This is a genomic window from Mycetocola reblochoni REB411, from assembly GCF_900163835.1.
GTDB classification, from domain to species: domain Bacteria; phylum Actinomycetota; class Actinomycetes; order Actinomycetales; family Microbacteriaceae; genus Mycetocola_B; species Mycetocola_B reblochoni.
Genome location: NZ_FUKR01000061.1, coordinates 13,302 through 36,686 on the forward strand (window position 1 = coordinate 13,302; position 23,385 = coordinate 36,686).

The window sequence follows — 23,385 nt, forward strand, 5'->3', positions numbered from 1 at the left end:
AGCCGCTCACCCGCCACCGGCTCAGCCGCGGCGCCAGCCGGAGGACAGCGAGCGCGGCGAGACCCGGCCGAGGAACCGCTGCCACCGGCTGCGGCCCGCCCCCAGTTCCGCACGGACGCCGGGGAGCTGGGCCCAGAGCTCGTCGACCTCCTCCCTGCTGAGCTCGCCGCGGCCGAACACGCTGCGGTCCACCCGCGCGGCCAGCAGCGCCGCGCGCTCCGAGCCGCTCGCCGCGGCGGTCTCGCTCCTGGTCGCCGTGACCGGCACGGTCGTCCCCGAGTCCACGATCTCGTCGCGCACCTCACGCCACGCCCCCGCGGCGACGAGCGACTCCCGGTCGCGCCGCCGACGCACCCGACGCCGGATCGCCTCGGCGAGCAGCACGCCCCACAGCGGCGAGGTGAGCACGGCGAGAACCAGCCCGACCCGCCACGTCCACCACCAGACCGCCAGCAGCACGAGCTGCCAGAGCGGCGGCTCGGCCCTGTCCTCCACGTCGGAGTCATCGGCGCGCGGCGCGATCGCGTCCTGCTGCGTCGGCGGCTCCGGCGGGATCACGGTGCGGGGCGGCGCGACGGCGTCGGAGATGGTCTTCTCCTCCTCCGGAACCTCCCGCGGCTCGGGATTCGGGTCGACGGCGACCCAGCCGTCGGAGGCGGTGTCGACCTCGACCCAGGCGGTCAGCTCCGCGCCGGACAGCTCGCCGTCGCCGTCCTGGTCGACGAGACCGAGCACCACGCGGGACGGGTAGCCGAGCTCCCGGGCGAGCACGGCGAAGGCGGCCGCGTACTGTTCGGCGTCGCCGAGCATCGGCTCCTCGGTGGCGAGCAGGTCGAGCCGGCCCGCCGAGTGGCCCGAGCGGCTGAACACCTCGCCCTCGTCCGAGTGGGAGACGTAGCCGGCGTGCAGGTAGTCCAGGGCCGACTGCAGCCGCGCGCCGGGCGACTGAGTCGCGTCCCAGCTGCGGGCCGCCGCGTCGACGAGCGCCTCGGGAATGCGGACGAGCTCGCCCTGTTCGGCGTCGCCCGGCTCCAGCGCCGCCAGTCCCGAGCGCAGCGGCGGCGAGGGATCGAGCCCTGTCACGGTGTAGTCCAGCCCGTCACCGGCACCCCCGGTGCGGACGGCCGAGTCCAGCTCGCGGTTGTAGTAAACGCCGTCGTCGTCGCCGTCGGGCAGAGTGATGGAGGCGACGCGGCCCGCGGTCGGCAGGAGTATTCCCAGATCGGCATGGACGGAGACGTCCACGCTCACCGGCGTGCCCGTCTCCCCCGCGCGATCGACGAGGTAGGGCAGGCGTGCGAAGCTCCCCGTGCTCGCCGAGGTGCGCTGGTCGCCGATGGTGAAGGCCACGCCGTTGTAGTCGTCGAGCACCGAGAGCCGGAGCATCGCGCCCTCGGGCAGGCCGTCCACGCCGACGAGGCTGCGCTCGGCCGCGGGGCCGGTCACGCTCGCGCGGTACGCCTGCAGGGGGCTGTCCTGACGGTCCGGCTCGAAGTCGGGCGCGAAGGCAGTGCGCAGCACCGAGCGGTCCCCCGGCGACGCGGCCTGGACCACGCCGCCGCCGACGACCGCGCAGACCAGCACGAACACCGCGGCGACCGCGGCTCGGCGCAGCTGCCCGGCGCGCAGGCTGCGACTGTGCTCCGCGGTCACGCCCTCCAGCCGCGGACGGACGACGATCGACCAGAGCATCGCCCAGACGACGGCGGCCATGCCGACGACGACCGGCAGGAACGCGTCCCTCGGGCCGAAGGCGATGCCGAAGACCAGCACGGCCAGCGCCGCGAGCAGCGCGGGCCAGCGGCGGCCCCTCAACGCCTCCGTCACCCCGACCGTGGTGGCGGCCAGCAGCACGACGAGGGCGGGGACGAGCACCGCGTCGTAGTCGCCGAGCGGCAGCTCGACGCTGACGATGTCCGCCCAGCCGGTGACCAGTCCCGTTCCGACCCGCGCCAGCCCGGCGACCGTCGGCACGACCCCCGCGATCGTCTCCGACGGGACGGCGAGCGCGGGACCGGCCACGATGGTCGCGGCGACGACGATGACGGCGGTCGCGTACCAGGGCAGACGCCGGCGCACGCTGAGCAGCGCGGCAGCCGTGCCGATGAGCAGGGCACCGGCGACCGTGACCACCAGGTGCGGGTGCCGGTAGAGCGGCCACAGCGGGACGGCGACGATGAGCAGCAGGCCGAGGACGGCGACGACGTCCCTGACCGGGGTCGCCGTGCGCAGTCCCCTGCGCTCGTCCGCGCCACCGCGCCGGAGCGACTCGGCGCTGACACGGCGCTCGGCCCGCTCGCGCTCCCTGCGCTCACGCAGCTCCTGTGCCCTGCGAGCCCGGCGGGAGGCGGTGGAGGCATCGGTGGCGCTCACGACGCGCTCCCCCGCAGCAGGGCGAGCCGGAGGTCGTCGAGGTAGCCGATCCGCAGCACGCTGAGCTCGGCGAGCTGCTGGAAGCCCGGCGTCATACCGGGGCCGCACACGACGGCGATCGTCTGGACGCCGAGCGGCAGCCGCTGCGACCAGCTGCGCAGCTCGCGCACGCTCGGCTCGGTCCCCGTGACGAGGAAGACGATCGAGATGCCCGGCACCGTCGCCGCGGCCAGCACCGCCAGCTCGCCGACGCCGATCTCGGCGGAGTCGAACTCGACCTCGCTGAGGCCGTCGAGCAGCCGGGTCGGACTGACCGTCGGGAAGCGGACCGGCATCGGCAGGCCGTCCTCGGCGGCGGGGTTCGGCTCGGGACTGGTCAGCACCGTGATGTCGCGGCCGTCGCGGATCGCCCTGACCCCGAGGGAGGCGGCGACGCTCACACCGAGTTCGAACTCGTCCTGGTCGGCCCAGCCGGTGGTGTCGCGGCCGAAGGCGACGACGATGTGGCTACGCCTGGTCTGCTCGAACTGGCGCACCATGAGCTGCCCGGTCCTGGCCACGGCCTTCCAGTACACGTGGCGCCGCTCGTCGCCCTCGCGGTACTCGCGCAGCGCGTGGAAGGAGATGTCGCTCGTGGTGAGCTCGGTCGTCGGGGAGCCCTCGAGGTCGCGGACGAAGCCGGTCGAGGTCGGCGGAAGGCCGACGGTCTCCGGGTGCACGTACACCTCCTGCTGCTCGCTCCAGCTGGCGTGGCGGCGGAACAGCCCGACCGGGTCGCCCCTGACGGTGCGGACCGGACCGACGGTGACGACGCCGCGGCGCTCCGCCGGCACCTCGACGTCGGCGGTGCGCCCTCCCGGGCCGGGGGCGGGAAGCTCGACGACCCGGTCGCCGATGCCGAGCTCGATCCGCGTCACCCAGATCCGGAACCGGGTGCGGTCGGTGATCCGCACGCGCGCCGCGACCGGTTCGCCGACGCGCGTGCGCCTGGCATCGACCTCGAGCTCGACGTCGTAGCGCGGCCGGCCGATGAGGAACAGCAGCGAGGCGAGCACGAGCACGCCGAGCCCCGCGGCGACGGTGAGCAGCTCCGCCCAGCCGAGCACGAGTCCGGCGACGCCGAGCACGACGGCGCCGAGGACGCTGGCCCAGCCGACCGGCGTCGTCACCTCGGAGACCCAGGAGAGGGCCGCGCGCAGCCAGACCAGGACCCGACGTGCCCGTCGGCGCAGGCGGCGCAGCCAGCGCGGTGCCCCGCCCGCCCCGGCGACGCCGAGCCGCGTCGTCGTGCCGAGGGTGCGCGATGTGCCTCGCGTCGCCTCGGTCCCCCGGGTGAGGCCGGTGCCCCCGGTGTGCTCGTCGTGGCGCGTTCGACGGGTGATCGGCGAGCCGTTCGCCGACGCGTCCGCACCCTGATCGTTCCCCCGCGCACGACGACCGGCCCGCACGCCCGGGGGCGCCGCGGTCCGGTTCCGGCGCGGGGACAGCGGCATCAGCGGGGCAGCCGCTCGGCGGGGGGCCGGACGTCGATGAGGATGCGCCCGATGACGCTCGCCGCGGTGACGCCGTCGAACTCGGCCTCGGGGTCCAGGACGAGCCGGTGCGCGAGGACGGGGGTGGCGAGCGTCTTGACGTCGTCGGGGGTGACGTAGCTGCGCCCCTCGACGGCGGCCCACGTCGTCGCCGCCCTGACCAGTCCGAGCGCGCCGCGGACGCTGACGCCGAGCCGGACCTCCGGCGCGTTCCGGGTCTCCTCCACCAGCCGGGTGATGTAGTCCAGCAGGGCGTCGTCGGTGTGCGGCATGCGGGCGATGACGGCCATCTCCTGGAGGGTGCGCAGGTCGACGACGGGGTCGAGCTCCACGTGGTGGCTGCGGACGCGCGCGCCCTGCAGGATGCGCAGCGTGGAGGCCTGGTCGGGGTAGCCGAGGCTGGACTTCATGAGGAAGCGGTCCAGCTGAGCCTCCGGCAGCCGGTAGGTGCCGGCCTGCTCGACGGGGTTCTGCGTGGCGATCACCATGAAGGGGTCGTCGACCGGGTGGGTGACGCCGTCGACGGTGACCTGGCCCTCCTCCATGACCTCCAGCAGCGCCGACTGCGTCTTCGGGCTGGCCCTGTTGATCTCGTCGGCGAGGAGCACGGTGGCGAACACGGGTCCGCGGTGGAACTCGAAGCGGCGGCTGGCCTGGTCGTAGACGCTCATGCCGGTGACGTCGCCCGGCAGCAGGTCGGGGGTGAACTGGATGCGGCCGCTGTGGCCTCCGACGGTCTGGGCGAGCGCCCGGGCGAGGGAGGTCTTGCCTGTACCGGGGTAGTCCTCGAGCAGCAGGTGACCGCCGGTGAGCAGGCTCGCGAAGGCGAGCTTGACGACGTGGGCCTTGCCGAGGACGACCTGCTCGACGTTCTCGACGAGGCGGCCGAAGACCTGCGAGAACCAGGCGGCCTGCTCGTCGGTCATGCTCGGCTGGGAGGCGGCGTTCATGGTCTCTCCTGTGCGTGGGCGGCGGGGTGGCCGGGGTGGTCTGCGGTCTGCGGGGTCGAAGCGGTGACGGCCGGGGGCGGGGCGTCGCGAGAGGGCGCGGCGGTCCGCCGATCCGCGAACGGGCCGAGCAACGCGAGCGGGGCGAGCGGGCCGAGCGGGGCGAGCGGGGCGAGCGGGCCGATCATGGCGCCTCGCATTCGGCGACGGGCTCGGGCGAGACGTAGCGCGCCCCGCCGAGGTCGGGGAACACGATCTCCGTGAGCACGCGCACGCTGTCCTGCCCCTCGGCCGCCGCGGGGACCGGGTCGGTCGGCGCGACGAACTCACCGAGCGGCCGGTCCTCCTCGTCCAGGTATCGCACGCGGATCGTGCCCTGCCGACCATTGTTGTCCGGCATCCGGACGAGCTGGTCGACGGGCTGGCCGATGGTGCAGCGCTCAACGGCCACGAGGGTGCGCAACGGCACCGCCCCCGATCCGGACACCTTCGTCTCCTGGCCGCAGGAGCCCGCGAAGCCGTAGCTGCACGCCCGCACGTAGACATCGGTCGCCCTGCCGAAGCGGGAGCCGTCGGAGATGGTGATGGTGCCGCCGTCGGCGCGCTGCGGGCGGCTCCACTGACCGGACGCCGAGCCGGCGTCGACGACCGAGTACGAGTAGCGCGCCCCGTCCTCGGTCGCGCGCAGCCCGGACAGCTGAAGCAGGGCGTCGCCGTCGCCGTTCGGCGCCGCCACGTCGACGCGGGCGGAGGCGACGTTCGGCCGCAGCGAGAGACCGTCGGTGTGGGTACGGACGCAGAACAGCCCGTTCGTGACGTCGACGGTGTAGCGCGGGCTGTCGCCCGAGGGCGCGGTGTCCACCCACTGGCCGCCGGAGGCGTTGGGCCGGACGTCGCCGACCGTGCAGGAGGTGCCCTCGCCGTCGGCCGAGGTCATCGGGCTGACCTGGATGCCAGGGTCGCGGCCGTTGCCGTTGACCCCGGAGAAGGTGACCGCCACGGTGATCCGGTCCCCGTCGCCCGAGCGGGCCGCGGACGCGCCCGCGATGCTCGGGGGGCCGACCGCGACCGCCGAGGCGCTACCCGCCTTCTCGCTCGTGTTCGTGGCGTTCCGCGCCGTCACGCTGACCGTGTACTCGGAGCCGGGCCTGATGCCGCCGTCGCGGATGAGCACGCTCTGCTCGTCGGCCGTCACCGTTCGGGCGACGTCGACGCCGGGCCCGCGCAGCCGCACCTCGTACGCCCGCACGGGCGTCCCGTACGCGGCCGACTCGGGCGCCTGCCAGCTGGCGCGGAGCACACGCCCGTCCGGCTCGGCGTTGCTCGCCTCGAGCCCGACCGAGCGCGGCGTCCCCGGCGAGCCGTCCATGACGAGCGACTCGCTCGCCGGCGAGCGCCCGCTCGTGCCGACGGCGTTCGTCGCCTCCGCCCTGAAGCTGACCGACTCCCCGTAGGGGATGCCCTCGACGCGGCACGAGTCCGGGTTCTCACAGTCGGCGACCGGGTCGCCGTCGGAGTCGAGCACGCGGTAGCCGGTCACCGGCGAGGCATTGGGGAACGCGTGCGGGATGCGCAGCGTCACCGCGGCGTCCTCCGGGTGCCTGGCGGCGATGCGCGGGGCTCCCGGTGCGTCGGGGACGTCCTGGATGCGCACGGAGACCGTGCCCGTAGCGTAGCGGTCCGGGTCGTCGGTGATGTCGGCGACCGTGTAGCGCAGTGTCATCGTTCCCGTCTCCGACTGCTCCGCCGCGCTGAGCTGGACGCGGCGGCGATCCGCGCTCGGCGTCGCGCTCACGCCGTCCAGCCCGGTCGAGGTGCTCACGGACACCACCCGGAGCGCACGGCCGGGGAACGGGTTGCTCGCCTCGTCGTTGGCGAGCACGTCGACGGTGTCCGACTCGCCCCTGACGAGCACGACCTCGTCGGCGACGGGGGACACCACCGGCCGCGTCGAGCGCACCACGTCGACGCGCACGACCGCGTCGTCACTCTGGCCCGCCCGGTCCTCGACGGCGATGGGGAGCTCCGCCCTGCCTCCGACCTCGGTGCCGTCGACGGCCGTCACCGTGAGGATCGACCCCGACACCGATGCGGAGACCACCCCGGCCGAGCCGGAGTCGTCGACGCTCCAGCTCAGGGCGCCCTCCGCCGTGCTGGCGTAGTCGGTGAGCGCGGACAGGTCGATGGTCGTGTCCGTGCCCGCCTCCAGCCCGACGCGCGCGTCGGCCAGCACCGGCGGCTGGTCCTCGGCCGGGGTCACCGTGATCGGCATGGTCAGCGTCGACTGGGTGCGGCCGTCCGTCACGGTCGCGGTGATGGAGGCGACGCCCCAGAAGCCCTCGGCGGAGCGGAAGCGCAGCGTCCGCGCGTCCGCGACGAGCTCGGAGCCGTCCGACTGCGTCGCCTGCACGGCCGATCCGTCGGTGACGGCGACCTCGCGGTCCTCCGCCGCGATGACCTGCTCGGCGAGGGGGATGGTCAGCTCCTCGCCGGAGGCGACGACCAGCTCGGGCGCGTCGGGGCGCAGCTCCGGGGCGGCGTCGGCGGTCCCCGGCACCCGGATGAACGCCGTGCTGGACACGGAGGGGTCGTCCGGCCTGCCCACGCGGAAGGGCACGATCTGCGCGGACTCGGCCACGGGGACGACGACGCGTCCGGAGCCGTCGACCTCCGCCTGCCCGAAGCCGGAGGGGACGGTGACGTCGAGCCCCGACACGGCTCCCTCGCTGAACCGGGCGAGGGCGAGCACGTCGACCGGCACCTCCTCGCGTCCGTTGATGTCGGCGAGGCGCAGCTGCACGTCGGAGGCGACGGGGGCGGCCAGGGGCGCGTCCCTGTCGACCTCGACGAACACCCACGCGCTGGAGGTGCCGCCCGCCCTGGTCGCGACGGTGTAGAGCACGGCGACGGTCCCCTCGCGCTCGGGGGCGACGAGCGCGAGGCCGTCGTCGGTGATCTCCGCGCTCAGCCCGTCGCCGTTCGGCTCTGCCTCGGTCACGGTCAGGCCGCGGCCGGTCGGGTCGGAGTCGTTCAGCCGCGGGTCGACGGTCAGCGCGGAGCCCGGCCGGGTGGTGACGATGTCGTCCATCGCCACCGGGGGGACGGCGGCTCCGGCGTCCTCGCTGATGCCCACGCGCACGAGCCCCGTGCTGCTGGCACCCTGGGCGTCGACGAGGGTGTACTCGAACACGTCGGTCCCCGTCGAGTACGGGTTCGCCGTGTACTCGATGCTCTGCGTGTCCACGGAGGTGACCGAGCCGAGCGTCGGCTGCGCGCTGATGCCGCCGATCTGGACCGCGTCGCCGTCAGGGTCGACGCCGGTCAGCGGCACGCTCAGCGTCGTGGCCTCGCCCGCGGTCGTGCGGCCGGTGACGGTGGGCGCCGAGGGCGGGCGGTTGCTCGCGACGTCGATGTCGCGGACGACGATCTCGACCTCGGCGCTGGCCCACTGCCCGTCGGTCCCGGTGATGCGGTACGACGCCGTGTAGTCGCCGGGGGTGTCGGGGGCGAGGTAGCGCAGCCGGTCCTGCGCGACGACGAGCAGCCCGTCCTCCGGCTCGGCGACGAGCTCGGTGTCGAGGGTGAACGGCTTGCCGTTGGGCTGCTCGTCGTTGCGCATGACGGGGATGTCGACGACCTCGCCGACGCGGACGGAGCTGCGGTCGTCCCTGGCGATCGGCGCCTGCAGCCTGCTCGGCTCCGGCACGTTGACGAGCGTGACGACGCCCTCGGTGACGGCCTGACCGTTGCTGACGCGGACGCTCAGCTCGACCGGCTCGACGAGCTCGTTCTTCAGCGTCACCCGGAGCGCCCTGCTCTCCAGGTTCTCGACGACGATGCCCGACCCCTCCGGCACCTCGCCGGTCCCGACGACGGAGAGCACCCCCCCGCCCGGGTCGTAGGCGGAGGCGAGCACGTCGACCTCCGTCGTGTTCTGCAGGTAGAGGAACGCGGTGACGGGCAGCACGACGGGTGGGGCCGCCGCGTCCGGCACGGGGGCGATCTCGACGCGGATGACGCCGCTGGAGGTGAGCTCCCCGTCGGTCACGGAGTACTCGACGAAGCGGGTCCCCGGCTCCTCGGCGAGCACCGTGAGGCTGCCGTCGGTGTAGTTCGGGCTGAGCGTGAGCGCCTCGTCGTCGGTGCTGGCCCCCGTGAAGCGCAGCTCCCCGCTCCCGCCCCTGGCCGCCTCCAGCGGCGCGGTGACGATCTCCGTGCCCGCGTAGCCGGTGATCGTGTACGACTCGGCGATGATCGGCACCTCGCCCCTGGCCCCGACGGTGATGTTGACCAGGCCCTCGCCGCTGTCGCGCCCGTCGGACGCGCGGAGGGTGATCTGCTCGAGCTCCTCGTCCCCCCCGCCCTGGACGAACTCGATGTCGCCCTCGGGGCTGAACGAGACGCTGCTCTGCGTGGTGGCGTCGGCGGCCTCCAGGTACACGGGGTCGGACTCCGGGTCCACCCAGTCCTCGATCGTGTGGACGGTGACCTGGCCGTCGCGGGCGACGGAGCTCGTCGTGGTGCGCTGCTGCACGGGCGGCTCGTTGACGTCCTCCGCGACGACGGTGAGCGCCAGCGTCGCCGAGGCGGTGCCTCCCCTGCCGTCGCTGACGGTGTAGCGCACGCTCTCCGCCCCGCTCGCTCCGTCCCTGGTGGTCAGCTGGAGCTTCTGGGCGTCGGCGACGATCTCGATCCGGCCGAGGTCGGCGGAGGGCTGCTCGACGTCGACGATGGCGAGCGGGTCGCCGTTGGGGTCCGAGTCGTTGAGCAGCACCGGCAGCAGGTTCGCCCTGCCGGCCCTGACTCCCATCTCGTCGTCGACGGCGGACGGCGGCTTCTGCTGGTCTTCCGTCTCCGGCGGGACGTCGAGGTCGTCCCGCTCGGTCTCGACGACGGTGGTGTCCTCGTCGAAGTCGTCCCAGTTGTCGATGAGGCGGCCGCCGTCGGCGAGCGCCCAGGCGCGGCCTGACCCCGGGTCGCTGGCGACGACGCTGATGCCGTTGGACGCGACGAGCGGCTCGGCTGTCCCCGGCATCTCGGCGAGGTCGAGCGTCGCGGGCTCGGTCCCCTCGCACCACTGGACGCCGGTGCCGTCCGACCAGGCGGCGTAGGAGCAGCCGTCGACGGCGAGGGGCGCGGCCGCGGCTCCGTCGAGTCCGTCGAGGACGACGCGCAGCTCGTCCCTGTCCGGGTCGACCGCGATCAGCCCGCCCGCGTGCGCGACGAGCAACCCGCCGTCCGCCGACCGGGCTGCCTCCAGCCGCACCGACTCCGGGTCGTCGACGACGGAGCCGAGGGAGCGGGTCTGGCCACCGAACCACAGCTCGTCGGACGCGGGGCTGTAGACGGCCGGCTCGCCGCCGATGAGGGTGAGCTGCGCCCCCGAGGGCGGGGAGGAGAACTCGAGCTCGCTCACCCGCGTGCCCTGGCCCGCCCCTCCGGTGACCAGGCGCGACGCCCGCTGGCTGAACCCGGCCCACGCGCCGGAGTCGTCGACGGCGGCGACCGCGTCGACCCCGATCTCCGCGGTCGGCGACTGCCCGGTCTCGAAGGCGGCCGCGTCGGCCAGGGAGGTGACCCAGAGCTCCCCCTCCCCCGGTTCCAGGATGCCGAGGACGGAGCCGCTGCCGACGACGACCGGCTCCCCCGCGGGGAGCGGGACGCTCTCGGTCAGCTCGGCCCTGCTCGGGTCGACGAGGCTGAGGGTGTTGTCGGCAGGGGTGTGCACGGCGACGGTGTCGGCGTCCTGCACGATGACCCCGTCGGCCCCGGGGGAGCCGAGCACGGTGCTGAGCTGCGCGATCGCGGTGTTCGCCTGGCCGAGCAGCCGCTCCGTCCGGTTCTCGACCCAGACGGAGGCGTCGCCGAGCTGCTGGTCGCTGCGCTCGTAGCCGTCGGCGATGACCGCCCCGCCGACGAGCAGCGCGAGGGCGAGCCCCCCGACGGCGCTGGCGGTGGCGACGCGGTGCCGCGACAGCCGCCTGGCGATGCCGCCGATCACCGGTCCTGCCCCGCTCGGGCGCACTGGGCCTGGCTGGGCTCGCCGAGCCGCCCGTCGGCGAGGATGACGGCGACGGTGGCGCAGACGCGGTCCCCGGCGGACGCCTCGGCGCGGTAGCCGGTGGTGTCCTGTTGCACGGCCGGTTCGCCGTCGACGCGGACCTGATAGCGGGCATCGTCGGCGGCGGGGTCCCAGCTGAACTGCACCGCCCCGTCCGCCGGCTCGGCGTGCAGCCTGTCCACCGCGGGGACGCCGCGCGGGATCGACAGCACCACGGCGGTCACGACGCCGGCTGCGAGGAGCGCGCCCGCGGCGGCGACCAGCCAGCGCAGCGGACGGCGACGGGGCGGACGGCGGTCGAGCGTGCGGATGCTGGTTCGGTCGTCCGGCCCCGTCTCGGTGGCCGCCGGGCGCCGACGTCGCGACCGGACGGGTGCGGCGGCGGCCGGGGCGTCCCGCTCCGCCGCGGCCGCCGCGGCGAGGACGCGGCTGAGCTCCGTGGCGGTGTCCCCGGGGATCTCCAGGGTGCTCGGCCTGAGCTGGAGCTCCAGTTCCGCGCGCTGGAGCTCCCGCAGCGCGTCCAGCATGCTCGCGGGTCGACGTGAGGGGTCACGGTCCAGGCAGGCGGCGATCAGGTCGAGCAGCGCCGCCGGCACGTCCTGGCGCTCGATCGGCCGGGGGGCCTTGCGACCGCGGATGCGGTCGGCGATCGCCTCGCGCGCGTTGTCGCCTCCCGGCTGCTCGAAGGGGGACCTCCCGGTGAGCAGGGCGTACAGCATGGCCCCGAACGACCACAGCTCCGTCGCGACGCCGCCCCTGCTGGCGCCGCTGAGCACCTCGGGCGCCGACCAGGGCACCGAGATCCCCACCGACTCGTCCGACTCGGCCCTGGACACGGTCGCGGCGATGCCGAAGTCCGCGAGCACCGGCTTGCCGTACGCGGTGACGAGCACGTTCGCCGGCTTGATGTCGCGGTGCAGCACCCCGGCCCTGTGGGCGGTCTCGAGGACGCTGCCGACGGCGATCCCCACGCCGAGCACCTCGGGGACGCCGAGCGCGCCGCCGCGGGAGCGGTCGCCGTAGTTGTCCGGGCAGTACTCCGTCACCAGGTACGGGCGGCCGTCCGGCGCGATCCCCGCCTCGTACATGGTGAGGACGCTCGGGTGGGTGGACAGCTGGGCGAGCATCGTCGTCTCCTGCAGGAACGCCGCGCGCAGTTCACCGTCGACGGCGTCGGGCAGCAGGACCTTCACGGCGATGGTGCGCCGCGGCATGCTCTGCTCGTACAGGTGGACGTCGGCGAAGCCTCCCGTGCCCAGCGCCCGGACGTAGGTGTACCCGGACAGCGTCGGGGGATCGCCGGGCAGCCTACGCGCCATCGACCGGCCCGCCGACGATCTCGATGGTGACACCGTCGCCGAGGTCGACGGTCCCGCCGAGCCCGAGCGGGATCTCCTCGCCGTTGCGGAGGCGGAACGGGGCCATGCCGGTCGCCCTCACCCTGGTGCCGTTCGTCGACCAGAGGTCGCGGACGAGCGCCGCGGTTCCGGAGGGGGAAATCCGCAGGTGCGACTGGCTGATGGAGCTGCGGCCGGCGGCGATGGTCAGTGTCCCCGGCAGCTGCGCCCCTCCCCTGCTAAGGCCCGCGCTCGGCTCGGGCGCCCGGCCGACGACGAGGGTGCCCAGGAGCGGGACGAGCCGCTGGCCGCTGTCATCGGTGACGCGGAGGGAGAGCTGGGAGACGCCGGAGCGGCGCCGAGTGATGACCGTGTGGTCGGAGTCGTCGGCGTCGCCGGAGTCGGCCAGACCACCGGTGTCGGCCGGGTCGGCGGGAGCGCCGGGGCCCGCGGTGCCGCCGGGACCTGTGGTGCCGGAGGGGCCCGCGGTGCCGGAGGGGCCCGTGGTGCCGGAGGGGCCCGTGGTGCCGGAGGGGGTCGGTCCGGCCACCGGCCGTCCGTCCCGGTAGTAGATGGTCTCGTCCTCGGCGTCGGCGGCAGCGACGTCCGCCGAGCCTCCCGAGGGCGGCGCGGGCGGACGGGTGAGCGGATACTCCGCCGCCGTGCCCGCGCGGGCGGGCTCCGCCCTGCCGACGTGGGTGTCCCCCGTCGGCGGCTCCTGCCCGCCGGTCCCGACCCTCACGCCGAGCGCCCCGTCGACGCGGACGGTCGCCTCCGACGCCGTGTGCTCCGTCCACCCCGAGCCGGTGCGGACCCGGACGCTCCTCGACGAGCCCGCGGTCACCTGGGCACGGCCGTCACCGCGGTCGCGGATGCTGACGGCGTCGTCGTCGACCCCGTCGATCGTGATCAGGAGCACGACGGGGGCGCCGAAGTCGACGGTGATGTCGGTGCGCACGAACCCCCCTCTACCGGCCGGGGTCTGCGTCCCCTCCTTCGCTCAACGATAGCGGCTCGACCGGCTCGGGCACACGCCCCGCAGGGCGCCGTCGACGACCGCGCCACGCCGCCGGGCGCCGACACGGCCGCACACACGTCCCACGCGGGACGCCCTCTGTGATTGGCTGGGGGATGCGGTCACGGTCGACCGCGCTCCGCCCACTCTCCAGCCAGGTGTCCTCCCGTGTCGCAGCAGCCACCCCTCTCCTCCGCTCCCGTCTCGACGGAGCTCCGCCACTGGCGCAACGCGCTCTTCGTCGTGTTCGCGTTCTCCGGCCTGTCCATGGCGACGTGGGCGTCACGTCTTCCCGCGATCAGGACGACCCTCGACGTGGGGACCGACCAGCTCGGCCTCGTCATCCTCGCCATGTCGGTCGGCTCCGTCATCGGCATCACCCAGGCGCCCGGCCTGCTCGGCCGCTGGGGGTCGCGCGGGACCATGCGGGTCGTCATGCTGCTGGTCGTGCTCGGCGTCGCGGGGATCGCGCTCGGGTCCCTGCTCGGCTCGCTCACCGTCGTGGCGGTGGCGCTGTTCGTCTTCGGCTTCGGGAACGGCTGCCTCGACGTGGCGATGAACGTCGACGGAGCCGCGGCCGAGGGCCGGCTGGGGCGCACGATCATGCCCCTGTTGCACGCCTGCTTCAGCCTCGGCACCCTCTGCGGGGCCGCGCTCGGCTCGCTCGCGGCGCTCGTCGGGCTCCCCGCGGGCGAGCACCTGCTCATCGTCGCCGTCGTCCTCGCCCTCATCGTCGCGGCCGTGCTGCGCTTCGTCCCCCTCGAGGGACACGAGCTGCGCCGCCACGCGAACGGCACGGCGACCGCCGGAACCGCGACGGAGCAGAGCACCCTGACCGGCCCGATCCCCCTCGCCGCCGCGAGCGGAACGGAGCCGGTCGCGCGCCGCAGCCTCGGCGAGCGCCTCGCCGTCTGGCGAGACCCCTCACTGCTGCTCATCGGCGTCATCATGCTCGGCATGGCGTTCGCCGAGGGCAGCGCGAACGACTGGCTCGCCCTCGCCGTCGTGGACGGCCACGGACAGGCGGAGGCGACGGGCGCCGCCGTGTTCGCCGTGTTCGTGGGGTCCATGTTCGTCGGGCGCCTGCTCGGCGGTCCCGTCGTCGACCGCATCGGCCGTGTCCCCGCCCTGCGCTGGTCGGCGCTGCTGGCCACTGTGGGGCTCGGCGTGTTCATCGTCACGGACGTCCCCGCGCTGTTCGTCCTCGGGACCGTCCTCTGGGGTCTCGGCGCCTCGCTCGGGTTCCCCCTGGGCATCTCCGCCGCCGCGGACGGCCCCGGTGACTCGACGGCGCGTGTCGGCGCGGTGTCGATCATCGGCTACATCGCCTTCCTCGTCGGCCCGCCGGGGATCGGCATCCTCGGCGAGCATGTCGGGATCCTGACGGCGCTCGTGGTGGTGCTCGTGCTCATCGTGCTGTCCGGCCTGGCGGCGCCCGCCGCACGCGAGCGCCGGGGCGCCTCCGACTGACGGCCGGGCCGCCGCGTCTGGGCTACGGTTGTCGGGTGCGTCTGGTCATTGCGAACTGCTCCATCGATTACGCGGGCCGGCTGTCCGCCCACCTGCCGCTCGCCCGCCGGCTGCTCATGGTCAAGAACGACGGCAGCCTGCTGGTGCACTCCGACGGCGGCAGCTACAAGCCGCTCAACTGGATGAGCCCCCCATGCACCCTCGCCGTCGCCGAGCCGGACGAGCGGCAGCGCGAGGCCGGGGTCGTCGAGCTGTGGAAGGTCACCCACCAGAAGACGGCCGACATGCTGATCGTGTCCATCCACGACATCGAGCACGACAGCAGGCACGAGCTGGGCGTCGACCCCGGGCTGCAGAAGGACGGCGTCGAGGCGCACCTGCAGAAGCTCCTCGCTGAGCAGATCGAGCGCCTGGGCGAGGGCTACTCCCTCGTCCGCCGTGAGTACATGACCGCGATCGGACCGGTCGACATCCTCGCCAGGGACGGCTCGGGCGCCTCCGTGGCCGTAGAGCTGAAGCGGAGGGGCGACATCGACGGCGTCGAGCAGCTGACCAGGTACCTGGAGCTGATGAACCGCGACCCGCTGCTCGCCCCGGTGACCGGCGTGTTCGCCGCGCAGGAGATCAAGCCGCAGGCCCGCACCCTCGCCGAGGACAGGGGCATCCGCTGCGTCCTCCTCGACTACGACGAGATGCGGGGCATTGACGACGGGCACTCCCGCCTGTTCTGATCGGCACATGATCCTGACCTCGCCCTCGGGCGCCCGCCTGGACCTGTCCGTCGCCGGCTACGAGTTCCCCCGGACCCGGAGCGACTGGCCCGACACGGTCGGCGCTGCCTGGCGCGATGACGGGGACGGCGCGCGGGAGTCGCTGCGGGAGTGGCGCTCCCGCCTGGACGCGGTCGTGAAGCCGAGGGACGACGACGCCAACTGGCTGCTCGTCCGCATCGACGCGACGGCCGGAGGCGAACGACGGGAGGCGACTCTTCCGTGCCTGACGACCACGGAGGCGCGGGAGCTCGCCGCGTTCCTGCTCCGCGCACCGGCCGGCGCCGACTTCGCCCCGATCGAGCCGAACCTCCGGGTCCGGGTCGTCGACCGCACGCACGGCCGGACGGAGCTCCGGTTCGGCGTCGCGCTCGACGGTGATGTCCGGCCGGGTCGGCTGGACGTCGGCGTCGCGATGCCGACGCCGGAGCTTGCCGCCGCGGTCGAGCACTGGAACGCCCAGCTGGCGATGTACCCGCCGCGCTGACCGCGGGACGGCGACGGGGCGGGAGGTCGCCCGATGCGTCCTCCCGCCCCGCTCCCGCCGTGTGGCGGGTGGTGGCTACTTGCCTGCGCCGGCGTCGTACTCCTCGAGCAGCGCGGCGGGGATGCGGCCGCGCTCGGACACCGTGTGCCCCGGGGCGCGCAGCCACTCCCTGACACGGGCGAGGTCGCGCTTGGCGGCGCTGGGCCGGGAGGTGCTCTTCGTGCCGGCGCGCGTGACGCGGCGGGCCTGGGCGATGTAGGGCTGCAGGGCGGCGCTGAGCTCGTCGACGTGCGCGTCGAGGAGGTCGATCTCGTAGTTGGTTCCGTCGAAGGCGAACGCGACGGTGCGTCCCTCGCCCTCGCCGATGCTTTCGCCGTTGATGTCGTCGATCAGGGTGACGATCGTCTTCTGGGCCATTGTTCCCCTAAGTCTGGAATCGATAATCGGTATTGTCATTCGCGGCCGCTGTTCGGGTTCCTGCCGCTGTGACGCGAGCAATGATGACACACAATTCTTGGATTATTCATGAAAGCGCTCGAATTGCCTTTCCTGTGGATACCAATTCACCGCTTCGTGTTTGTCCGCTCGCGGTCGTTGTCATGCCGGACGAGGCGGGGCGGCCACCCCGTCCGCGCCCCTGCACGCGGCGCATCCGCGCCCCGTGTCCACTCCCGCGCCCCGCTCAGGATCACGGCACACGGTCCGCATAGACTGCTCGCGTGATCCCAGTCGAAACCCTGTCCCCCTGGTCCGTCGTCTTCTTCGATCTCGACGGCACGATCGTCGACTCGGCACCAGGCATCACGAGCCGAATCGCCGCGAGCCTGGTCGAGCTCGGCCATCCGCGGCCCACCGACGCGCAGTTGCGGAGCTACGTCGGTCCCCCGATTCTCGACGGCTTCCGGAACATCAGCGGATTGAGCGATTCGGAGGCGGACGAGGCGCTGCGCCATTACCGTTCCCGCGTCGCCGAGGTCGGCCCGGAGCACGACTCCGCGCTCTACCCGGGAGTCGCGGAGATCCTCGGCGAACTGTCCCTGCGCGGAATTCCGCTCGCGCTTTCCACCAGCAAGCCGGAGTCCCAGGCGGTGCGGATTCTCCGGCATTACGGACTCACGGGTTTCTTCACCGTCATCTGCGGCGCCAGCGAGGACGAGGTGCGCTCGAGCAAGGCCGACGTCGTCGCCGAGGCGATCCGCCGGCTCGGCGCACTCGGGATCGCCGCACACCCGGGGGTCCTCGTCGGCGATCGCGTCATGGACGTCGAGGGGGCCGCGGCGCACGGCCTCTCCTCGATCCTGGTGCGCTGGGGCTACGGCTCGGCGGAGGAGGAGCGCGGGGCGACCGCCGCGGTCGACACCCCCGTCCAACTCGCGGAGCTGCTCGGCCTCGCCGCACCCGTGCCACGCGGACTCCCCTCGACGGCCGATGCGGCCGGTGGTGGCGCATCCTGATCGGACGGGGACGACGGGTCTGACGATGAGCGAGCGGCACTCGTCCCTCGGGGCGGAGAGGAGCGGGCGATGACGGGGATCAGTCGCCGCGGCCTTCTCGCTGCCGCGGGGTGGGGTCTCGCGCTGCCCCCGATCGCGGCGGCGCGGGCCGACCGAGCTGCCGCGGCGGTCGCGGACGGAGGCTGGGCCCCGCCCGGCTGGCCGGTCTCCGCGGCGGAGGCGAGCGTGCAGATCGTCGAGCTGCAGCGCTGGCTGCTCGCGCGCTACGCCGACTACCCCGCGTTCCCTCCCATCGACCCCACCGGCGTGGCGGGCGACCGCCACACCATGAACGCCCTCGTGTTCGCGCTGCAGGTGGCGCTCGGGGTCCCGGCGGCGGAGGCGAGCATCGCGCTCGGACCCGACACTAGGGAGCGAATCGTCGAGCGCGGCCAGATCGGCATGCGCCGCCCGATCAACGCCGAGCTGACGCGGCTCTTCCAGGGCGCCCTGCTCATGGACGGCGCGCCACTGCCCTTCACCGGCGAGTTCGACGTGCTCACCCGCGCGGCGACGATGGCGTTCCAGGAGCGGGCGGAGCTGCCGGTCACGGGCGACGGCGACCTCACCACCTGGACGGGCCTGCTCGTGTCGACCGGGGACCTCACCCGGACGACCCGCGCGGTCGACGCCTCCACGGTCGTCACGGACGCCAGGGCGAGCACCCTCGTCGACGCCGGCTACACGACCGTGGGCCGGTACCTCACCGGGCGGGGCAAGCAGTACGCGCACGGCGAGCTCGACACGATCTTCGCTCACGGCCTCAGCACCTTCCCCATCTATCAGGAGTCGAACCGCGCCGCCGACGACTTCGGCAGGGCCGAGGGGGAGCGGCAGGGCGCGGCCGCGGCCAGGCGCGCGATCGGGCTCGGCTTCCCCCCCGGCACGGTCATCTTCTTCGCCGTCGACTTCGACGTCTCCGTCGAGCAGACGCACCGTCACGTGATGCCGTACTTCCGGGGCGTCCGCCGCGCGCTGAGCCGCGCGGAGCGTCGGTTCGAGCCGGGCGTGTACGGTCCGCGCGCCGTGTGCCGCCTCCTCGGCGACAGCGCTCTGACGACCGCCTCCTTCGTGGGCGGGATGTCCACCGGGTACCTCGGCAACCTCGGCCACCCGCTCCCGCCGGACTGGTGGTACGACCAGATCGAGGAGACCGCCGTCGGCGAGGGCTCCGGCGCCATCGGGATCGACAGGAACGTGGTGTCCTCTCGTGCACGGCCGATCCGGGCGATCGACATGGTGCCGACGCCCGGCTGATCGTCGCCGTCGCGGCGGCCCGGCACGCGCGCGCCGCAGCGCCGCAGCGCCGAGGCACGCGAGGCACGCGAGGCACGGTCGTGACCCGGGTGCCGCTGTCGACCGCCGGGTTCCGTCCGGAACACGGGAGCGCGACCGCTCTCCCCGGATCCGCTCCACCCGCTCCGGTAACGAAACGGTCACGCGTAACCTTCCCCGGACGACACCATGACCGGCCCCGCCCCCAGCCGGACGAGCGAAGGGCACCCACTCCATGTCTCCCCTCTCACGCAGGACCCTCGTCAGCGCTGCCGGCCTCGGGCTCCTGGCGCCCTCCTGGTCCGCGACGACTGCACACGCGACACCGCTGCGCACCGGCACCGCGGGATCCGCGGACGGCGCCGACGGCGAGCGCTCGCGCATGCAGCGCTGGCTGCTCTCCCGATATGCGCGGTTCGACGCATTCCCTCGCATCGACCCGCGCGGCCGCCGACCGGACGCGGCCACGATGAACGGACTCGTCTTCGCCCTCCAGCACGCACTCGGCATCCCCGCCGCGGAGGCGAGCATCGTGCTCGGCCCCACGACCAGGTCCCTCATCGCGGCGACGGGCCTTCTGAGACCGGGCGACGGGGGCGATGCGGACGACCGGCGCAGCGCGCTGGTGCGGGTGTTCCAGGGCGCCCTTCTCATGGACGGCGCAGACCTCCGCTTCACGGGGGTGTTCGACTCGGCGACCGAGTCGGCGGTTCGCCGGGTGCAGGCTCGCGACGAGCTCCCCGTCACGGGCGAGGCCGACCCGGCCACCTGGACGGGACTGCTCGTCTCGACGGGTGACCTGTCGCGCACGGCCAGGGCCGTCGACACCTCCACGACCATCACCGCCGCCCGCGCCGCAGCCCTGCGTGAAGCCGGCTACCGCACGGTCGGCCGCTATCTGACCGGGCGCGGCAAGCGCTACGGCGACGGTGAGCTCGACGTCATCTTCGACGCCGGGCTGACGACGTTCCCCATCATGCAGGAGTCGAACAGGGCGGTCGGCGACCTCAGCGCCACCACGGGTGAACGCCAGGGGCGCTCCGCGGCGGAGCGCGCCGGGGCCCTCGGCTTCCCCGAGGACACGGTGATCTTCTTCGCGGTCGACTTCGACATCTCCGACGACGAGTCCAGAGCGGCAGCCGTGCCGTACTTCCGCGGGGTCGGCCGTGCGCTCGGACAGGCGCCGCGCCGATTCCGGCCCGGCGTCTACGGTCCGCGGGCGCTGTGCACCCTCCTCGCCGATGCGTCCCTCGCGGAGGCATCCTTCGTGTCGGGGATGTCGACGGGCTACCGGGGCAACCTGGGCCATCGGCTGCCGTCGAACTGGTGGTACGACCAGATCGAGAACACCCACGTCGGCCACGGCGACGGCCGCGTCGAGGTGGACCGGAACATCGTGTCCTCCCGTGCACGGCCCGTCTCCCGCGCGGACATGGTGCGCCCGGTCAGCTGAGCCGATCGCCAGCCGCACGATCGGGCCAGCGCTGCCATCCCCCGTCGCCGCCACGGGCGGCGATCGCGGCCAGTCGCGCCTGCAGACGAGCGAGCAGTGCGGGCGGGACGTCTTCCGCCCTGGACTCTCCGCTCATCTCCGACTGTCCGTCCTCGCCGACCAGGCGGACGGTGACCGTCTGCCCCATCCCCTTGACGAAGCCGATCCCCCGCTGGAACGTCCAGCGCGGACGACGCGGCGCATTCACCCCCTCCGAGAAGCCGCCCGAGGCCACGGCGAAGGTCTGCCACTCGAACTCGTCCGCGGCGTCGGTCCACACCTCGTCGCAGGCGTCGCAGCCGCAGGACGGGTACGCGGCCGTGTGCAGCACACCGGCAGACACCCAGATGCCGGGGAAATCGGTCAAGACCACCACGAGAGGGGCGCACGCCTCGTCGCGCGGCGTCAGACGGATCGCGCGGACCACCCTGGCCGGATCCGGTGCGCCGAGCAGGCCGTCGACCTGCTGGGCCCCCTCCTCGACATCGACGTCGAACCGGCGCACCAGCTCGTCGACCACCGCCGTGGCGACGAGGTGCAGCGGAGCGAACCTCTCCGGGTGGCTGACGACCGAGTAGCTCTCCTCCGGAGGGCTCCCGTCCCGATCGTCCCAGCGCGCACCGTACGCGATGACGCCGCCCGCATCATCCCTGAAGACGGCCGACCCGATCTGCGGCCTGATGTACTCGCTCATGCGGCTATTCTCCCGCCTCGCCGGCGGCGCGGGCGGCCTCGTCACTGGTGCGCGCCGACCGGCGCCGCGCTCGGCCGTCACCGAGGCGGTGCGGGCGCGCCGCACCGACCGGGTGAGGGAAGCCAACGAAAAACGGCCCCTGACCGAAGGAGAAATCCTCAGCCGGGGGCCGCTCATACTCTGTGCGCGAGGGGGGACTTGAACTGCACTCGGCCCCCTCGCGCCGCGAAACCGTGTAAGGCGTTCTGCCGCATAAAATCAACGATCTGCGGCATGTGACCTGTGGATAACTCCGCCACGATACCCCGACCTACAGGTTGCTTAGCACTTTCGTTAGCACTTCTTGCAGGAACTTGCGGGTTCGCGTGACACAGAACACCGAAGCTTGCTGCAGTCCGGTGCTCCGTGGCGATCAAGGGGTCAGGAGCAGGTGACCTTCGTGACGCCGCTGATGTTCGAGGTTCCAGTTCCCGCGTTCAGCGTGGCCTTCACGGTGTTCCCGTTGTACGCTCTCACCTTGCCGGAGGCGCGGTCGTTCATGATCGAGCGCGGGGCACCGCCGAGTTTGCTGAACGACGTGTGCGTTGCCGGGCACGCCGAGAACGTGAGCTTGTTACCGTCGTAGAGCGCTCTGCTGTAGACGCAGTACTTCCCGCTGGCGCAGTCCTCCTTCGATGCCGCCGCCGTCACGCCAACCGACTTCATCGTATTGGCGTTCACGCTGAGGTTGTTGTCAGGGTCGAGGGTGAGGACGACGTCGCCGTCGTCCCAGCTCACCTCGTTCCAGCCAGTTTGCTCGCCGCCGAACTCGTCGATCACCTCGTAGACGCGTTCCTGCATGGGTGTGGTTTCCTGCTCGGTCGCGGATGCGACGGCTGGGGTGAAGAGCGCGATCAGGGCGAGGGCGGTGGCGGCGAGGGCAGCACGAGTATGACGCATGGATCAGGTATCCGTTCGATAGATGGTGGTCAGGGGGAGGAACAGTCGAAGAAGGCGGTCAGCGTTCCCAGGCGGTGTAGTCGACGACCGCTGGGGCGTGGAGGTCCGTCCTGCTGGTCCCGGTGTAGGGCGTCTCGGCAGCAAGGATCTGCCCGGTGCGCGGCGAGATGATCAGCCCTCGTACTCGCCGGGGGCACGGTCGGTTGCGCTGAACACGATCCCCGTCCGGCCCAGCCGGTCGGTTGTCGATCCGGAGACCTGGATGTTGCTCACGCCGCTCAAGTATCCGATGAGCGCCGCTTCCTGTTCGGGCGTGAGCAGGTAGTTGGAGACGATGGTGCTGATCTCCTGCAGCGTCTGCCCCGCGCTCAACTCCTCATCGCCCGCGAAGGCGGCCAGGTATGCGCCGACCTCGTCGACGTCGGTGGGTGGACCGTCCTCGATCAGAGCGTCCCAATCGCCTGGCGGTAAGGTCTCTTCGACGAGGACCGTGCCGGGTGCGGGCAGGGTGTCGTCGTTCTGCCCGGGGAAGGGCTCCGCGGCGATGAGCCGATAATGCACGCTCCCGTCGGCCCGGAAGGCGGTCTCGCTCCACTGCGGTTCGACGACGGTGGACTCGGTCGTCCCGTCCTCAGCGAACGTCGTGTTCAGCGCCCAGGTCTGTGTACGGATCGTGTTGCCGGGCTCTTGGCCGGTGCGACGCATGGTCTCCATCTCCTTCAACAGCTCCGGAGCCGCCGCGGAAACCGGGGTCAGGTCCAGCAGTGGTGGGGTCGCGGCGACAGCCGGCACGGGGCGCAGAATACTCGTCAACGCGATGACAGCGACGAGGAGCACGACGACGAACGCTCCACCGGTCGCTAATTGCACAGGACGCCAAGCACGCCGCTTCACAGGCTCCCGAGTGCCGCGACGACGCGAACGAGCAAGTGCGGTCTCCTTAGCTTCGTACTCCGCGAGCTCGCGCAGGCCTCGCTCGGAGAGTGGGTCACCGCGCTTCACGGTTCCGGGGTCGGCTGCGCGCAGCAGCTTGCTCAACAGGTCATTCATGAGTGGGCACCTCCTCGACAGCCGGGTCCTGCAGTTCGCTCAATGCCGCACGAAGCATGCGCCTGGCACGCATCAGCCGGGCACGGACGGCAGCACTGTTCATATTGAGCACGGCGGCAATCTCCCGAGCCGTCAGGCGCTCCCAGTAGGTCATCTTCAGCACCTCGCGGTGTATCTGCGGCAGCCGCTCGACCGCATCACGCACCTCCGCGTACAAGTCATCGGAAACAGGCATACGCAGCGCGAAGTCCTCGTTGAGCTGACATTGCAGTTCAGCGCGCCGTCCTCGGCGCCGGTACTCGTCGCCGATCCGGTTCCGCACGACGCCATACAGCCAGGGCACGCTCAACGCCTCCCCGTCTTCGTATCGCTGCCAGGCAAGGCGGAAAGCCTCACTGAGTATTCGCGCTTCTGAGGGCCGCTGATATTGGGGTTCGGGGCCACCCTGCC

General features: G+C 72.9%; 17 protein-coding genes. 6 read left to right on the top strand and 11 right to left on the bottom strand.

Translation table 11 applies throughout. The features are described 5' to 3' along the window. Positions 1–21: 21 nt before the first annotated feature. The 6 genes from FM119_RS11005 to FM119_RS13710 all read right to left on the bottom strand — a co-directional run bounded on the left by FM119_RS11005 (position 22) and on the right by FM119_RS13710 (position 13,208). Complete coding sequence (locus FM119_RS11005) at positions 22–2,373, bottom strand: transglutaminase-like domain-containing protein (protein ID WP_087138091.1); 2,352 nt, start codon at positions 2,371–2,373, stop codon at positions 22–24. After that, a complete protein-coding gene (locus tag FM119_RS11010; protein ID WP_087138092.1) occupies positions 2,370–3,866 on the bottom strand; it encodes a DUF58 domain-containing protein in 1,497 nt (498 codons plus the stop codon). Before FM119_RS11010 ends, FM119_RS11005 begins: the two co-directional genes overlap by 4 nt. Next, positions 3,866–4,855, bottom strand: a complete 990-nt coding sequence (locus FM119_RS11015; RefSeq protein ID WP_245827451.1) for an AAA family ATPase — start codon at positions 4,853–4,855, stop codon at positions 3,866–3,868. The genes FM119_RS11010 and FM119_RS11015 overlap by 1 nt, the downstream gene beginning before the upstream one ends. A gap of 181 nt (positions 4,856–5,036) precedes the next feature. Further along, positions 5,037–10,853, bottom strand: coding sequence for an Ig-like domain-containing protein (locus tag FM119_RS11020; RefSeq protein ID WP_087138093.1), 5,817 nt, complete (start codon positions 10,851–10,853; stop codon positions 5,037–5,039). After that, positions 10,850–12,232 (bottom strand): serine/threonine-protein kinase, encoded by a 1,383-nt coding sequence (locus tag FM119_RS11025; RefSeq protein ID WP_245827452.1) that lies wholly within the window; start codon positions 12,230–12,232, stop codon positions 10,850–10,852. The genes FM119_RS11020 and FM119_RS11025 overlap by 4 nt, the downstream gene beginning before the upstream one ends. Further along, positions 12,222–13,208 carry an FHA domain-containing protein gene (locus tag FM119_RS13710; RefSeq protein ID WP_143822690.1) on the bottom strand — a complete coding sequence of 329 codons (987 nt, stop codon included), beginning with the start codon at positions 13,206–13,208 and terminating at the stop codon, positions 12,222–12,224. The genes FM119_RS11025 and FM119_RS13710 overlap by 11 nt, the downstream gene beginning before the upstream one ends. 225 nt (positions 13,209–13,433) lie before the next feature. Here FM119_RS13710 and FM119_RS11040 point away from each other — a divergent pair, with 225 nt between their 5' ends. The 3 genes from FM119_RS11040 to FM119_RS11050 are packed head-to-tail and all read left to right on the top strand — an operon-like array spanning position 13,434 to position 15,992. Further along, positions 13,434–14,735: an MFS transporter gene (locus FM119_RS11040; RefSeq protein WP_245827453.1), complete on the top strand. Its 1,302-nt coding sequence runs from the start codon at positions 13,434–13,436 to the stop codon at positions 14,733–14,735. Positions 14,736–14,770: 35 nt separating this feature from the next. After that, entirely contained in the window at positions 14,771–15,466 is a 696-nt protein-coding gene (nucS, locus tag FM119_RS11045) for an endonuclease NucS (RefSeq protein WP_087138099.1), read from the top strand. A gap of 7 nt (positions 15,467–15,473) precedes the next feature. Then, positions 15,474–15,992 (top strand): WapI family immunity protein, encoded by a 519-nt coding sequence (locus FM119_RS11050; RefSeq protein ID WP_087138101.1) that lies wholly within the window; start codon positions 15,474–15,476, stop codon positions 15,990–15,992. 75 nt (positions 15,993–16,067) lie between these two features. Here FM119_RS11050 and FM119_RS11055 read toward each other — a convergent pair whose 3' ends face one another. Further along, a complete protein-coding gene (locus tag FM119_RS11055; RefSeq protein WP_087138103.1) occupies positions 16,068–16,409 on the bottom strand; it encodes a histone-like nucleoid-structuring protein Lsr2 in 342 nt (113 codons plus the stop codon). A 302-nt stretch (positions 16,410–16,711) separates the two neighbouring features. Here FM119_RS11055 and FM119_RS11060 point away from each other — a divergent pair, with 302 nt between their 5' ends. From FM119_RS11060 to FM119_RS11070, 3 genes are all read left to right on the top strand, one after another. Next, the gene (locus tag FM119_RS11060; protein ID WP_087138105.1) at positions 16,712–17,446 is read left to right on the top strand and encodes an HAD hydrolase-like protein; all 735 of its coding nucleotides are present in this window, start codon (positions 16,712–16,714) and stop codon (positions 17,444–17,446) included. A 69-nt stretch (positions 17,447–17,515) separates the two neighbouring features. After that, positions 17,516–18,742 carry a glycoside hydrolase domain-containing protein gene (locus tag FM119_RS11065; RefSeq protein ID WP_087138107.1) on the top strand — a complete coding sequence of 409 codons (1,227 nt, stop codon included), beginning with the start codon at positions 17,516–17,518 and terminating at the stop codon, positions 18,740–18,742. 253 nt (positions 18,743–18,995) lie between these two features. Next, positions 18,996–20,213 (top strand): glycoside hydrolase domain-containing protein, encoded by a 1,218-nt coding sequence (locus FM119_RS11070; RefSeq protein WP_087138109.1) that lies wholly within the window; start codon positions 18,996–18,998, stop codon positions 20,211–20,213. On the opposite strand, the gene FM119_RS11075 is transcribed toward FM119_RS11070, so the two are convergent. From FM119_RS11075 to FM119_RS11090, 4 genes are all read right to left on the bottom strand, one after another. After that, positions 20,206–20,946, bottom strand: a complete 741-nt coding sequence (locus FM119_RS11075; protein WP_087138111.1) for a DUF6226 family protein — start codon at positions 20,944–20,946, stop codon at positions 20,206–20,208. The two genes, FM119_RS11070 and FM119_RS11075, sit on opposite strands and share 8 nt — an antisense overlap. Before the next feature lie 420 nt (positions 20,947–21,366). Then, the gene (locus FM119_RS11080; protein ID WP_087138114.1) at positions 21,367–21,885 is read right to left on the bottom strand and encodes a peptidase inhibitor family I36 protein; all 519 of its coding nucleotides are present in this window, start codon (positions 21,883–21,885) and stop codon (positions 21,367–21,369) included. Positions 21,886–22,056: 171 nt separating this feature from the next. Then, positions 22,057–22,935, bottom strand: coding sequence for a hypothetical protein (locus FM119_RS11085; protein ID WP_143822691.1), 879 nt, complete (start codon positions 22,933–22,935; stop codon positions 22,057–22,059). Continuing rightward, positions 22,928–23,385, bottom strand: a 458-nt coding sequence (locus FM119_RS11090; protein WP_143822692.1) for an RNA polymerase sigma factor, incomplete at its 5' end; no start/stop codon positions are given. The genes FM119_RS11085 and FM119_RS11090, both read right to left, overlap by 8 nt.